The 13,140-nt window shown below is 67.3% G+C and carries 13 protein-coding genes; 1 reads left to right on the top strand and 12 read right to left on the bottom strand.

Features of this window, described 5'->3' with window-relative positions; all coding sequences use genetic code 11:
• Positions 1 to 14: 14 nt before the first annotated feature.
• The 4 genes from BDD21_RS22905 to BDD21_RS22890 are packed head-to-tail and all read right to left on the bottom strand — an operon-like array spanning position 15 to position 4,091.
• Complete coding sequence (locus tag BDD21_RS22905) at positions 15 to 626, bottom strand: amino acid kinase family protein (protein WP_120799137.1); 612 nt, start codon at positions 624 to 626, stop codon at positions 15 to 17.
• Between the two features lie 36 nt (positions 627 to 662).
• Positions 663 to 2,051 (bottom strand): aminodeoxychorismate synthase component I, encoded by a 1,389-nt coding sequence (gene pabB / locus BDD21_RS22900; protein ID WP_120799136.1) that lies wholly within the window; start codon positions 2,049 to 2,051, stop codon positions 663 to 665.
• Positions 2,048 to 3,100 (bottom strand): hydantoinase/oxoprolinase family protein, encoded by a 1,053-nt coding sequence (locus BDD21_RS22895; RefSeq protein WP_245969758.1) that lies wholly within the window; start codon positions 3,098 to 3,100, stop codon positions 2,048 to 2,050. The genes pabB and BDD21_RS22895 overlap by 4 nt, the downstream gene beginning before the upstream one ends.
• Positions 3,090 to 4,091, bottom strand: a complete 1,002-nt coding sequence (locus BDD21_RS22890; protein ID WP_245969971.1) for an ATP-grasp domain-containing protein — start codon at positions 4,089 to 4,091, stop codon at positions 3,090 to 3,092. Before BDD21_RS22890 ends, BDD21_RS22895 begins: the two co-directional genes overlap by 11 nt.
• Positions 4,092 to 4,103: 12 nt before the next feature.
• Between BDD21_RS22890 and BDD21_RS22885 the strand changes: the two genes are divergently transcribed.
• Complete coding sequence (locus BDD21_RS22885) at positions 4,104 to 4,802, top strand: HisA/HisF-related TIM barrel protein (RefSeq protein ID WP_120800082.1); 699 nt, start codon at positions 4,104 to 4,106, stop codon at positions 4,800 to 4,802.
• 16 nt (positions 4,803 to 4,818) lie between these two features.
• Here the strand turns inward: BDD21_RS22885 and BDD21_RS22880 are convergent, their stop codons facing one another.
• From BDD21_RS22880 to BDD21_RS22845, 8 genes are all read right to left on the bottom strand, one after another.
• Positions 4,819 to 6,042, bottom strand: a complete 1,224-nt coding sequence (locus BDD21_RS22880; RefSeq protein ID WP_120799133.1) for a 6-pyruvoyl trahydropterin synthase family protein — start codon at positions 6,040 to 6,042, stop codon at positions 4,819 to 4,821.
• Between the two features lie 97 nt (positions 6,043 to 6,139).
• Entirely contained in the window at positions 6,140 to 6,652 is a 513-nt protein-coding gene (fae, locus tag BDD21_RS22875; RefSeq protein WP_120799132.1) for a formaldehyde-activating enzyme, read from the bottom strand.
• A gap of 20 nt (positions 6,653 to 6,672) precedes the next feature.
• A complete protein-coding gene (locus tag BDD21_RS22870; RefSeq protein ID WP_245969756.1) occupies positions 6,673 to 7,638 on the bottom strand; it encodes a triphosphoribosyl-dephospho-CoA synthase in 966 nt (321 codons plus the stop codon).
• Positions 7,638 to 8,603, bottom strand: coding sequence for an ATP-grasp domain-containing protein (locus tag BDD21_RS22865; protein ID WP_120799131.1), 966 nt, complete (start codon positions 8,601 to 8,603; stop codon positions 7,638 to 7,640). Before BDD21_RS22865 ends, BDD21_RS22870 begins: the two co-directional genes overlap by 1 nt.
• Positions 8,600 to 9,577: a methenyltetrahydromethanopterin cyclohydrolase gene (gene mch, locus BDD21_RS22860; protein ID WP_120799130.1), complete on the bottom strand. Its 978-nt coding sequence runs from the start codon at positions 9,575 to 9,577 to the stop codon at positions 8,600 to 8,602. The genes BDD21_RS22865 and mch overlap by 4 nt, the downstream gene beginning before the upstream one ends.
• Positions 9,574 to 10,710 (bottom strand): ATP-grasp domain-containing protein, encoded by a 1,137-nt coding sequence (locus BDD21_RS22855; RefSeq protein ID WP_170164870.1) that lies wholly within the window; start codon positions 10,708 to 10,710, stop codon positions 9,574 to 9,576. Before BDD21_RS22855 ends, mch begins: the two co-directional genes overlap by 4 nt.
• A 16-nt stretch (positions 10,711 to 10,726) precedes the next feature.
• Positions 10,727 to 11,629 carry an NAD(P)-dependent methylenetetrahydromethanopterin dehydrogenase gene (locus tag BDD21_RS22850; protein WP_120799128.1) on the bottom strand — a complete coding sequence of 301 codons (903 nt, stop codon included), beginning with the start codon at positions 11,627 to 11,629 and terminating at the stop codon, positions 10,727 to 10,729.
• Positions 11,630 to 11,665: 36 nt separating this feature from the next.
• Positions 11,666 to 12,676 (bottom strand): beta-ribofuranosylaminobenzene 5'-phosphate synthase family protein, encoded by a 1,011-nt coding sequence (locus BDD21_RS22845; RefSeq protein WP_120799127.1) that lies wholly within the window; start codon positions 12,674 to 12,676, stop codon positions 11,666 to 11,668.
• Positions 12,677 to 13,140: the final 464 nt, after the last annotated feature.

Genomic DNA, 13,140 nt, shown 5'->3' with positions numbered 1-13,140 from the left:
GCAATGCCGCCGGCTCAGTACAGGCCGACGGTTACGCGGGTGTGATCTGCGTGCGCCAGGAGACCAGGCAGTGCCTCCAGGTCCGTGCTCGACAGGAGATAGACGGGCACGCCGGCGGCTCGCGCATAGGCGGGAAGGCGTGTGTCGACCAGTCCCTGCAGGGCCAGGGTCTCCAGCGGCACCCGACCGCCGGGCAGGGGGGCGGATTTGATCAGGAGCAGGGCCTCGGCGCCGAGTCGGGCGCCGAGCCAGGCGGCAAGCGCATCCGAGGTCAGGTCCCAGTCGCGCGGCAGCGTCGGATCGGCCAGGGCCATGGCGACCGGCATCCACACCGGAGTCGTGCCGGAAGACGCTATGCCGAGCAGCGCCGCGGGTGTCGCTGCGGGTGCGAGACCGGGTTGCAGCGCGCAGAGCATCCGACCGTGCTGCTCCATGGCGAGGAGCGCCAAGTGGTGGGCCGTGGCATCGTCGAAGCCCCAGCGCACCTGGGCGGCACGCACCTGATCGGCGAAGGGTCCACCGCCCGGCACCAGGACCAGATCCGGGCGCCCGGACAGTGCGGCGAGCCAGGGTCGCAAGGGCTCCGACCCGGCCAGCAGGCTGCCGCCGAGCTTGGCTATCCACATGGGCCGATCCCGGCCGCGCCGAGCGGTCCGAAAGGCTCAGCTACCCACATGGTCCAACCGCAGTCGCTCCAGGAGGTCCAGCAGGGGCGCGGCCTTGTCGTAGGTCTCGCGGTACTCGGCTTCGGGGTCGGAGTCGGCGACGATGCCGCCACCGGCCCAAAGGCGCGTGACCCCGGCCGAGTGGACGAGGGTGCGGATGGCGATGTTGGTGTCCATGGTGCCGTCGTAGCCCAGATAGCCGATCGACCCGCAGTAGACGCCGCGACGCTGTGGCTCGAGCTCCTCGATGATCTCCATGGCGCGCAGCTTGGGCGCCCCGGTGATGGAGCCGCCGGGGAAACAGGCCCGCAACAGGTCCAGGGCGGTGCGACCCTTGGCCAGGCGACCGCGGACCGTGCTGACCAGGTGATGGACGCGTGCGTAGCTCTCGATCGCGAAGAGTGTCGGGACATGCACGCTGCCGATAGCGCAGACCTTGCCGAGGTCGTTGCGCAGGAGGTCGACGATCATCAGGTTCTCGGCGCGGTCCTTGACGCTGTTGCGCAGGGCCTGCGCGAGCATCCGGTCCTCGACGGGGTCGCCCCCGCGCGGCCGGGTCCCTTTGATGGGTTTGGTCTCCACCCGGTCCCCGCATACGCTCAGGAAGCGCTCGGGCGAGGAGCACAGGATGTGACAGTCGGGCGTCGCAAGATAGGCCCCGAAGGGAGCGGCATTCGCGATGCGTAGTCCCTTGTAGGCATGCCAGGGGTCGCCCTCCGCGGGGACGGCGAAACGCTGGGCAAGGTTGACCTGGTAGCAGTCGCCCTCGCGCAGGTAGTGTTTGATGCGGGCGACGGCCGTCAGATACTCCCCGTGGCCGAGGTTGGAGCGCACGCGATCAAGTACGCGAAAGGCGCTCGGCGCGCGCGTCGAGCGCCGTCCGGACAGGGCAGGGGCCAAGCGTGCGAGCCACTCGTCGAGGCACGCCTCGTCGTGCGCCACCAGCCGGGAGCGTCGCCTCGCATGATCCACGACCAGCGCCCAGTCATAAATCCCGACGGCCATGTCCGGGATACCCTCCGCGTCCTCCGCGAGGCTGGGGAGGCGTTCCAGACGACGGGCGAGATCATAGGCGAAGTAGCCGATCGCCCCCCCGCGGAACGGCATGCCCGGGATGCGGGGTCGACGCGCACCGAGGGTCTCGCCCAGAAGGGCGAAGGGGTCCGCCAGGGAGGCACGCATCCCGTGCGCATCGCGCAGCTCGGTCCTGAGTCCGCGGGTGACCAGCGTCGCGTTCGGCTCGGCGGTCAAGATGTCATAGCGCCCTTGCGTGCACGTCGGCCGCCCGCTATCGAGGAAGACGGGCCAGGCGCGGCTCGCCAAGGCCTCGAACAGGACGCTGCTGTCGGGGCGGTAGGGAACGTCGCGGATCAAGGGGGTGGTCATCGGGCGTCCATCTCCGCCGCCAGGAAGGCCACGGCGGCTGCAGGGGCACAATCGGCGACATCCGGGCTTGCGCTCTCGGTCGTGGTTTCGAGCAACCCGCGGAAATCGACGTAAGGGCGATTCAAGCGTTTCGCCAGCTTGCGCACGAGGAAACGCCCGACGCCGCACCCGACGATGGGGTCATCCTCGGCGAGGTCGCCTCGGGACAACAGGCATTCGCAGGTATCCGCCAGGATGCGCAGCTGCCGCTCCCCGAAATGAGCGGCGAGTCCGCGCCAGGTCGCCGGATCCGCTTGCGCGGCATCCAGTCCCAACATGCGGGCCAAACGCGCCGCACTGGCCTTCCGGCTCTTCTCGCGACCGTCCGCGCTGGGCAGGAGATCGGCATGCTCGGGCAGGTCTCCCGTGAGTCGGTAGACATCGGCGGTGGTGGCGAAATGCTCGGCCATCAACGGAATCCATTGCCCGCCGAATGGTGCGCGCCGCGCCAGGGCCATCAGGGGCGTGCGCGCGACGCCGCTGTAGATCAATTCGCCGTGGGCGAGGCGTTCGCTGTCGGAGTATCCGCGTGCGACGACGCGACCCTCCTTGATGGGGATCAGGTCGGTGGTCGTACTGCCGATATCGACGAGCAGCCCCGCCGGTCGACGCGCGGCCACCATGGATGCGCTCGCGAGCCAGTTGGCGGAGGCGACCCGGGAGGCCGCGCGCAGGGCGTCTTCGGGGTCGAGTAGCCCGTCCGTGCCGGCATAGACCTTGATGGTCTCCCCGGCCAAGCGACCTTGCATACAGGCGATCAAGGCCGCGACCCCCTCGGTGCGGCCGTCGAACAGGTCGGCCAGCTCGCCGGTCATGGTGATCGCGTGCCGCCTCGCGCGGATGGCAAGGCACTCCAGGACCCGGTCGATACCGGCCTCCAGGCGGTCCAGGCCTTGCCATAGCGGGCAGGGGATCAGCAACACCGCCTCCACTCTGCCCCGGGCATCGAGCTGAACGGCCTTCAGGTGTGCACCGCCCAGATCCCAGCCCAACCAACGCTCATGCGGCACCGGCATACTCCAAACAGACATCGACTGCGCGACCTGCACCGATTGCCTCTTCAGGGCGTCCGCCGACATAAAGCTCGAGCACCTGCCCCGCGGTGTTGAGGCCGAGGGATTCGCTCAATCCCGCATAGGAGCTGGTGAGACGTGGATTGATCTCGAGCACCGGCAGCCCGTCCTGCGTGATGACCAGATCCAGGCCGACATAGCCCCAGAGCCCGGGCAGCGCGGCAGCCACGTCCTCGGCCAAGCGGCGGAAACGGGGGTCTCCGGCCCCGAGGCCATTGACCACACACCCCAAGAGGACCAGCCGGTCATCCATGATCGCCACACGCTGTCGGTTGATGCTCAACAGCGTCGCTTCACCGGCCTTCGCGAGAAAGCTCAGGCTCGCGGACGTGCCGTGGATGAAGGGCTGCGCAACCTGATTGCGCCAATCCGCCAAGCTGTCCCAATCTCGGCATAGGCTGTCGCGGTCATGATAGAGTCGGATGCCTTCGCACCCGGCTCCGTCGTCCGGCTTGAGGACCCAGCGTCCCTTGATATCGGGAATGACCTCCCCGGGGCCGAACGTCGGGACCACGGCAATGCCTTGTGACTCGAGCAGCCGGGCCGTCCGCAGCTTGCTGGCGGCGATATTCACCGCCGCAGGCGAGCTGTTGAGCAGGCCCTTTCCCGCCGCGAGGATCGCTGCGCTGACCCGCTCGAGCGTGCGCCGATGCTCGGGTGCGACGGGCCAGACCGCGTCGGACTCGGCGAGTGCGGCGGCCCAGACGTCGGGAAACCGAGCCTGCGACCGCACGAATCGACAGTCGACCGGCATGGGGACGACGGGCAGACGAGCATCCCGGGTGACGAGACACTCGACATCGCCCAACATGCAGAGGTCGGCCAGCAGCGCCTGCAACATCATATCGCCTTCCCGCGCCAACGATGATGTAGGACACGCATCCAGCATACCTCCGCCGGTGACGTATTCGAAGACGAAGATCCGCATGGCGATCACGCGATGGAGTTGATTCCTGTCATCGACCTCAAGGCCGGTCTGGCGGTCGCCGCCAGGATGGGACATCGTCGAGACTACGCACCCTTGCGTTCACCGCTGTGCCGCTCTGCAGCGCCCGAGGACGTCGCCGAGGCGCTCCTCGGCCTTTACCCGTTTCGCACGCTGTACATTGCCGACCTCGACGCGATCGACGGGGAAGGCGGGCATGCTGCGGCGATTGCGCGCCTGCGTCGGAGGCATCCCGGAGTGACTCTTTGGGTCGACAACGGCTTGAACGTCCTGGACCGCCTCGAGCGCCTGGCTCGGCCTGTGGTCGGCAGTGAATCCCTCGTCGACCTTGCCCACTGGGAGGCACTGAGTACGCGACTCGCCTCGCCGATCCTGTCGCTCGACTTCCGCGGCGGTTGCTTGGTCGGTCCCGTCGGCCTCGATACCCGACCCGATCTCTGGCCGCGAGACGTCATTGTCATGACTCTGGATCGCGTCGGCAGCGGGAGCGGCCCTGACTTCGGGTTGCTCCGGGCGTTGCAGCGGATGCCGCCGGCGCATCGCGTCTATGCCGCCGGCGGTGTGCGTCACACGCGCGACCTGCTGCGCCTGCGCGACCTCGGGCTTGCCGGGGTCCTGCTCTCCACGGCCCTCCATCGGAGCCGGATCCCGCCATCCGTCATCGCCGATTTGAGCGCGTCCCGAGCCCCGTAGGCGGCCTGCGTTCGGATCAGCGTTCAAGCCCGGAGTCCCGGACAGGCAGCGGCTGAATCTGTCGTCTCAGCGGCGAGCTGCCGAGATCCTGCTGGAAATAGGTCAGGACGGGGTCGGGTCCGTGGCGCTGGAGATGCTCCAGAGTGGGGCCGCGATACCGGCACCAGGACTGCGGGGTTTCGTAGAGCTCGAGCTCGTCCAAACCCGGCAGGTAGTCGATGAGCTGCTCCCAGATATAGACACACAGAAGCTCGGTGCTGGAACGCCAGGCCAGCTCCGGCGCACAGTAGTTCAGTGTGTGATGGTCGAAGCGCTCGACGACGCGGCGCGAGACCACGCGTTTGAGGTATCCGTAGTCCACCACGCAGCCGGTGACCGGGTCGATCCGTCCGGTGACCTTCACATGGAGGCGGTAGCGGCCGCCGTGCAAATTGGAGCACTTGGCGGGATGATCCGTGATGAAGTGGGCGGCATCGAAGACCAGCTCTTTGGAGACGGTGACCTCCGGCGTGGTCTGCTCGAAACGCTCCAGGGCGCCGGGCATGGGTTGCAGCCGATCCCGCAATAGGTCGAGCAGGCAGCGAGCGTCCGCCAAGGTCGCGCTGCGCAGCAGTAAACCCTGCGGCTCGTCGGCCGCGTCCAGCTCCTGAAAGCCGATGCCGTGCCGGGTGAGCTCCACGGCGACCGCGCGCCCCTGATCCGCCCGCTGGAACGGCAGGAAGAGATAGCCTGCGTGCAACTCCCCGACATGCGCGAGGAAAACCGCCAAACTCGCCAGGAAATCCGGCGGTGCGATCGGACAGACACCGAGCGACCGGAAGTGCTCCACGTTGGCCTTCGGGGCCTTCAGGCCATTCAGCGCGACGACCCGATGGGTCGATCCGGCATAGACATAGTCCTGACGGAATCGAAAGCCATAGTCCTGCAGGGACGACAGGTCCCACAGCAAGAGCTCGAGCCGACGGATCTCGCCCGGTATCCACACGAAATCGGCATCCTCGCGGAGCAATCCCGCCCACCGCAGTCCGAGAAGGACCGCCCGCGCGGCCTCGGACGGGAATCCGCCGGGTGATGGATAGTCCCCGAGCCGATCCCGGTGAGTCAGGGCCGACCGGTCCACGAGGAGCTCGAGCGGCAGGTGACGGCGGATTGCCTGCTCCTGGAGCGTGAGCCCTAGAGGCTCCGGCGGATGCCGGGGGGACGACTGTGCCGGATCCGCACGAGAATCGGGAAGCGACATACAAGAGACTCCTCGGGGAGCGGGCGCGGGCGCGCCGGGTGGCGGACACCTGGGTCCTCGGGGGCCGGGCACCATCGGGTGCCGCGGCCCCGATGCATCACACGTGGGCTGCGAACGGGTGGGCTTCGCTCCCCTTGCGGGCCACGACGTCCTTCGCCGTGGGCTCGCCCGCCACCGCGCGCTGGATGGACTCCTTGGTGGCCTGGTAGTTGTAGTCCTGGATCTTGGTGTCGTCCTCGGCATCCCAGTGGATGAAGACGCCGACACAAATGAAGGTGTCGTCGGCCTCGCTCGCCGGGATCGTACCGTCTTCGACACAATCGGCAACGGCCATGGCGACACCGCGCTGGGCCGGACCGAACATCTGCACGGCCTGTTTGGCGCCCTTGATGGTCACCTTGTTGAACAGCACGGTGTTCGGCTTGACAGCCAAGTTGGGTGCGACGACCGCGAGCAGGCTGGTGAAGCCGTCCTTGTTGTTGACGAGGGCGTTGCAGAAGGCCGCTTCGGCCGCGGAGCCGCGCGGTCCCATGATGAGGTCGATATGCGCGACTTCGTTGCCTTCGCCGACCAGCGATTCACCGACCAGGGTCTTATTGATAACGGACATAGCAGGTTCTCCTTCGCTCTTCAGGGGCTCTCGATGGAAATTCCCGATGCCGGCAGAGCGGAACCGGGGTGACGGAAGCGGCGTTCGGTCGCCGTCTGAACGGACATCGAGCACAGGGGTTCCAGACGACGGATCAGCAGGCAGGCGACCGTGAGATCGGCGCAGGTGCCGGGGTTGATGCCGGCTTGCTTGAACTCCCGGTCCAGCCGCGACATGGTCTTGCGAAAAGCCTCGGGTCGACCCGCACGACACAGCGCGTCGGCAATGGGGGCGCTTCGCCGACGTACTTCGTCCGCGACCGCCGGGCCCAGCTTACGCACGACATGGGAATCGGGATAGCGCTGTAGGGTATCCATGTAGACGGCCGCGGCGGCCCAAGCCGGGTCGCCCCAGCGCCCTTCGCACTCGACCAGCAGCGGCACGGCCCGTTCGAAGAGATCGGCGTAACCGGTCACATACTGGCGGGCGATCAGGTCTTTTGAATCCGCGCAGGCCATGACCTCGAGGGGCGGGGCTGTCGCGGGACCCGCAACGTCGTGCAGCTCGGCGACCCCGAGGCCCGCCGGTGCCGCCAAGCGGATGGCGCGAAAGAGTCCGTCGGTGTCCCGAGCATCGGCGCGCCGCAAGGTGCGGCGGAGCCGTTCACGCAGACCCGAATCGCCGGGATCCAATGCCGCCTGGACCAGCGGTGCGCAAAGCAGGACAATGCCGAGATTGGTGTTGCAGCCAACCGCCTCCCGGGTGGCCGCGACCGCGCGGAATGCGCGCTCGCCCAAGCCAAGGCCCGGCTCGGTCAACGGGCCGGCGCTGACCTCGGCACTGCGCATGAAGTCGGTCAGGGTCATGCCGTGCCCGTCGGCGGCGCGATGGACGTTCCCGGGCTTGAGCGCAGCCAGCTCGAGCTCGCAGGCCTCGCGATAGGCCCGAGCGATGCGGCTGCGTCCGGGCATGGCGTGCGTCATGTTCGCCTTAAGACGGGCAGCCATCAGCCGGCGATCTCCATGAGCGGCGCGCATTCCTTCACCCGGCGCATGACATCCGCAACCAATGCCTCCGCGATCTCCATCCCGCAGACCTGCTGAAGCCCCTTCCAGGCCGGGATGCCGTTGACCTCGATGACCCGGGCGCGGCCGTCGGGATCGCGCAGGATATCGACACCGGCATAGTCCAACTCGAGGGTTTCCGCAGCCGCCTCCGCCAAGTCCTTCAGCTCCGGGTCGAGGACGGCGGGATGGCAGGTCGCGCCTTGGGCGACATTGGTGATCCAGCCTTGCGCCATACGGCACATGGCCGTCACGGCGCGACCGCCGATGACGAAGACGCGCCAATCGTGTGACTGAGCCGTGCCGGTCGGAATGTAGCGTTGCAGGTAATAGACGCCGTTGCAGGCAGGCGGATCGGGTAGGGTTGCGGAGCCGCCGCCAAGTCGCATCAGCCCCTCTCCCTGCGAGCCGAACAGGGGCTTGAGGACCAGCTCATGACCGGCTCCCGACTCCCGCGCGATCAGTCGGCGCGCCTCCGCCGGGTCCCGGATGACCCATGCCGGCGGGGTCGGGATCCCTGCCGCGCTCAGCAGGAAACTGGTCATCCCCTTGTCGACACTGCGTTCGATCGCGCGCGCATCGTTGTAGACACGGACGCCGAGGTGCCGCAACGCATGCAGGATGTCGAGGTAGAAGACGACCTCTTCGAGCGTCCCGCCCGGGATGCCCCGCACGAAAGCGGCCGCCGGCAGGGTCTCGAAACCCGGCAATCGAACGGCGCATGTCCCCTCGGCCAGATCGAAATGACACCTCTGCAGCGACACAAACCCGACCTCTCGGCCACGCCCCGCAAAGGCCCGTCGCAGACGCTCCCCATGCCAGCCGGGATCGTCCGTAAAGACGGCGATGCGAGCGTCGTCCAAGGGACAGTGCACGACATCCCGATGGGGCAGGCGCAGCGCGCTCATGGAGCCAGCCCGAAGGATGCGGCCAAGAGGTTCGCGTCGATCCCGCCTGCGGCAAAGGTCCGACCGCTGTCCAAGGCGGTGACCAGAATGCGTGCAGGGCTGAACAAGAGAGGATCGATCTTGAAGAAGTCGTGACCGTAGGCGGCGAAGATCTCGGCAAAGGGTCGCCCGTAGTCGCGCGAGGCGCTGCTCGGAAGCCGCATCGCCAAGTCCTCTGCCGCATCGTCCGCGCCGGTGACGAAGAGATGGACCTGCCCCGCGAAGAGGATGGCGTCATTGGTCCGGCCCATGGCGGTCACGAAGTCCGGCGCGGGCGGTGGCAAAGGGGCGCTGCCCATCCCGTCTCGGATGGCTGCGAGATCGAAACCGAGCGCATGGGCCTTGTGCAGTGCGACCTCGAGGACGCGGGCCACGATCTGGACGGTCCCGGCCAGGGTTCGGGTGGGCGTGAGGATCAACGTCAGACCGGACGGCTCGATGCCGCAGTCGCGCGCGATCTTCTCGACCAAGGGTTCGGGCGGGATGCGGTCGACCTCCAGCACCAGGCTGGTCTGCTCGGCGCGATCCCGATACCCGAGCTCCGCGAACAAGGGTTCCTTGAGGGCTAGCGACCGACCGGGTCCGGACCCCAGGGCATGGAAGCTGCCCTTGCCCTCGCCGTGGCTCAGGCTCCAGCCCGCATATTGCGAGCCGAGGCATGCCAGCACGGGGTTGGTCGTGATCACCTCCACGCCGATCGCCCAACCGCCCGGCGCCCCGCCGGTGCGCAGCCCGACCTGTCCCAAGCCGCCGAGACAAATCTCGGCGATGCGGCGTCCGGCCTCCAGCCCGCCCGCGGCGGAGGTGCCGGCATCGATCAACCGGCAACCGTTGTCGAGTCGATGCACAAGGAGTCGCAAGCGATCGGCGTCCGCGACGAGGTCGTCGACAAGGGGCGCACTCAGCCTGTTGATGCTGGGTTGGTCCGGGTTCATGTCGCAAGCTCGCTCCCTGTGTCGGCCTCTTGCGTGTTACCGATGCGGGCCAGGATGTCGCATGAACGCAGGGACAGTTGGACCTCGACCTCCGCGTCGCTCGGGCCGGAGGCCATGACGGTGCAGAGCGGGGCGCCTCGGTCCACCTGGCTGCCGGCGACCGGACGGTCCCGGCACCAGTCCGGCCAGCAGAGCCCTGAAGGTATCCGAAGGTCATGGGGCGCGTAGATGACCTGTTGCCCGCTCACGTCGATGCCGGAGCCAGGCGCCACGTCGGGGAGCGTTCCCAGGCAGGCGCGAATATGGTGTCCGATCCAGCCCCCCTCGCATGACCCTTCGTAGAGCGCGAGGGTCGCGGAAGGGCGCGGGTTGAGCTCGAGGAGAAAGGGCCGTCCGTCATGCAGAATAAAATCCAGGTTGTTCACCCCGCGCAGCCCGAGGGCGCCGACCAGCGTCGCGGCGGCACGTTCGATCGATGACCGCGCGGCCTCGTCCGGGGCGGTTTGGGTGATCGCGCCGCCATAGAGGAAGGGCAGGTCCGGATCGCTGCTTTCCACCAGCAGGCGGTTGTAACCGATAACCGCCAGGATCTCGCCGTCGGCGATGAAGAGGAGCGACATCAGGCGACCCGCGAGGAAGCGTTGGAAGTAGTGCGGATCCCCCGGAGGTCGGTCTCCGACGCGCCAGGGACGCACCCCGAGACCGCCACAGCCGCCTGGCATCTTGATCAACCAGGGCATCGGGTCGTCCGCGTCAGGCGGATCCCAACGAGACTCCGGGTAGTCGACCTCCAAATCGTCAAGTAGCGCGAAGAAGGCTTTCGGCGTACCCACTAGCGCCAGGACCTCCGGGTCGTTTCCGAACAGCCGCAGTGTTCCGGTCAGTCCGGACAACACCGAAGGCGATGCCTCCAGGCCGGCCCCGAAAACGATCCCGGCGCCCTGATCCAGCAAGGGCAGACGCGCGATCTCGGCCGTCAAGTGCTCGGGGTCCAGGCCCTGACCGAGCATCCCGATCCGGATGCAGGGTGCAAGCGCTCGGGTATCCTCGTCACAGAAGGCATCCAGCACCCGCACACCATAGCCGCCGCGCACCGCCGATTCGGCCAGCGCGCGGGCGCTGTTGGCGATCAACACGAGCTCCGTGGGCTCAGCCCGCATGTCGGCGCGCCGCCTCGAAGGCCTCGTCGAGACCGAGGTACTGGGGTGAGCCGGAGTCGTGCATCCGTCGGAGCAGACCTTGCTGAACCTTGTATTTGATGTTGCCGACCGCGAGTGCGCCGATGCCGACCGCGCCCCCGGGGGAGGCCGCCAGCACAACGGCCTCGTCATTCACCCCGACGCCCTCGATGCCCGCGGGGGGGACTGCGTTGACATCGCAGGCGACCTTCAAGCGCCCGGCCGCCGAGATGTGCGGCTTGCCGAGCACCTGCACGCCGGCCGCTGCGGCATTGAAGATCACGTTGGCCTGCGTCATCAGATCCATCAGGTGTTCATCGTTGCTGCCATCGGCGGCGAACAAGGTCACGCCGTAGCGCTCCTCACAAGTCTGGACCGCAGCCTCGGCTCGCGCCAAGCCCTGGTGGCTGACAATCAGTGCGTCGGCGCCGGCGCGTGCGGCCAGGATCGCTGCCGCGGAGCCGACCGGCCCGGTGCCGCCGAAGACCAGGATACGTCGCCCGCTCAGTCCGCCCGGCGGGTCTCGGAGCAGCTGTGCCTCGACACTTGCGACCATGGCTGCGGCGGTCGTAAAGGCGCCGCTGGGGTCGGCGAAGACCGAGACCTCGAACGGCGGCACCATGGCCGCGCGCGCCGCCGTGAGCATGTCCATCGCCAGATGGATATCGCGTCCGCCCAGAAAGATGCCGGTACGCGCAACGCCCTTGGGTCCGCGCGAGAAGATGGCGTCCTGGACCAATGCGGAGACATCGTCCAGGGTCACCCCTGTGTAAGGGATACAGGCGTCCCAGCCGGCATCGTAGGCCATGTTGACGTCGAAAGGGCTGAGGTTACGGGCCGGCGTGAACATGTGTAAGAGATAGGGTTTATCCATCGGTTGCTCCGACCTTTTCGGTCCGCCGTCGGGTCATCATCTGTGGGTGCGCCTCAATTGCAGGGGTGTATGCACCGGATTCAGAGCGGCACCCAGGTTGCGTCCGGTGACGATCCGGAAACGCAGTGGAGCCAGCTCGCCGAAGTGCTGATTCAATCCCTGCTCCAACCATCGGGCTTGATACTCGTCCGGCGCCAGGATGAAGCCGGTAGGCCCCCATGAACTCTGGCCGATCCCGGCGAAGCCTTTGGCGGCAGCCCATTGCAGCGCCGCCGCGACCCGAGGCGACGCGAAGCGACCGCCTTGGGCCGGCGCAAAGTGTTCGCCGATTACTCGCTGGATTTCCCCGATGCCTTCGGCGACGGGATCCAGGTGTCGCTCGATCAGGCCCGGTACGACCTGCATCAAAAGGACTCGACACAGACGCCCAGCCGCATCGTCGGGGAACAGCGGGAGTGCCTTGAAGGCGCGGACCTCCCGGTCGCCGTGCAAGCCTTGACCGCGTTGATCCAGCACCAACAGGATTCTCCAATCCTCCGGGAACGGGAGACGCAGAGCCACGGGGGGAACCTCCCCTCGCTCGGCGCGGCCGCAGTCGACGATGAACCCGCCCTTTTCGAATGCACCGATCCCGATTCCGGAACGTTGGCCGCGGCCGAGCGTTCGTGCAAGAACCCTACAATCCGTGCCCTCCGCGTGGATCTCGGGATAGAGTCGCTCCAATGCGGTTCCTACGGCCAACGCGATCTGGGTGCCGGATCCCATTCCGGTGTGCTGCGGGGTGATTTCCTCGATGTCGATCCGGACACCGCCGCTGAAGCCTCGCGCCTGTATGAGCGCTGTTGCGAACGCGATGGCGCGATCGGCGCCCGGACCATCGGCGCTGATGCCTTCCCCACGTTGCGCACGCAGGCGAGTTGCGAAACCATCGATCGTCAGTCCGAGACTACCGAAGCGCCGGCCCAGCCCTCCGTTCAGATCCAGGAATCCGAGGTGAAGTCGGGCCGGCGCCTCCACGTCGATGGCGTCGAATCGGCGGTTGGGCATGTGGCGTCGCGACTCCTGTAGATTCCAATGTTAAGGAGGCTGAAAGCAAATTCCATACCTATCCCGCTTGATTTGACACTCGCTCGGCGGGGCCTGCGCTTCTTCGGGCCACTGCCCGCCGCATGCGGAGCGTGGCGCACCCGGTCTCGATCTGGTCTTGGTTATGGTGTCCCGCCCTTGACTCACTGTGTCACGACCGCGGTGCCACATCGGCTGCATCGCGGATTCGAGAAGACGCGGCGGTCCGTGTCGTCATTGCCTGCCCGCTGCGGGAGGAATGGCTCAAGGGGTGACGTCGCTGGCGGCCCCGCAGGTTTCGGTCATCTGGCGTGATTGGTGCTATGACCCGTAGCGGGTCGACCGGTTGCCCGCTCGACCGCCTTGCAGTTGGTCTTGCCGACAATTCGGATCGGATTTGTTATTCACGACCCCGATGCGACCGTGGATTTGGTCGGCTCGACTAC

The organism is Thiocapsa rosea (assembly GCF_003634315.1).
Taxonomy (GTDB): Bacteria; Pseudomonadota; Gammaproteobacteria; order Chromatiales; family Chromatiaceae; genus Thiocapsa; species Thiocapsa rosea.
The sequence above is the reverse complement of the archived record's forward strand: the minus strand, read 5'-3'. Positions and strand labels throughout refer to the sequence as shown.

What these genes read in the sequence shown, in the direction of transcription:
- BDD21_RS22905 (WP_120799137.1), bottom strand. Translation starts at nt 626, where the DNA reads ATGTGGATAGCCAAGCTCGGCGGCAGCCTGCTGGCCGGGTCGGAGCCC.
- pabB (WP_120799136.1), bottom strand. Translation starts at nt 2,051, where the DNA reads ATGACCACCCCCTTGATCCGCGACGTTCCCTACCGCCCCGACAGCAGC.
- BDD21_RS22890 (WP_245969971.1), bottom strand. Translation starts at nt 4,091, where the DNA reads ATGCGGATCTTCGTCTTCGAATACGTCACCGGCGGAGGTATGCTGGAT.
- BDD21_RS22885 (WP_120800082.1), top strand. Translation starts at nt 4,104, where the DNA reads ATGGAGTTGATTCCTGTCATCGACCTCAAGGCCGGTCTGGCGGTCGCC.
- BDD21_RS22880 (WP_120799133.1), bottom strand. Translation starts at nt 6,042, where the DNA reads ATGTCGCTTCCCGATTCTCGTGCGGATCCGGCACAGTCGTCCCCCCGG.
- fae (WP_120799132.1), bottom strand. Translation starts at nt 6,652, where the DNA reads ATGTCCGTTATCAATAAGACCCTGGTCGGTGAATCGCTGGTCGGCGAA.
- BDD21_RS22870 (WP_245969756.1), bottom strand. Translation starts at nt 7,638, where the DNA reads ATGGCTGCCCGTCTTAAGGCGAACATGACGCACGCCATGCCCGGACGC.
- BDD21_RS22865 (WP_120799131.1), bottom strand. Translation starts at nt 8,603, where the DNA reads ATGAGCGCGCTGCGCCTGCCCCATCGGGATGTCGTGCACTGTCCCTTG.
- mch (WP_120799130.1), bottom strand. Translation starts at nt 9,577, where the DNA reads ATGAACCCGGACCAACCCAGCATCAACAGGCTGAGTGCGCCCCTTGTC.
- BDD21_RS22850 (WP_120799128.1), bottom strand. Translation starts at nt 11,629, where the DNA reads ATGGATAAACCCTATCTCTTACACATGTTCACGCCGGCCCGTAACCTC.
- BDD21_RS22845 (WP_120799127.1), bottom strand. Translation starts at nt 12,676, where the DNA reads ATGCCCAACCGCCGATTCGACGCCATCGACGTGGAGGCGCCGGCCCGA.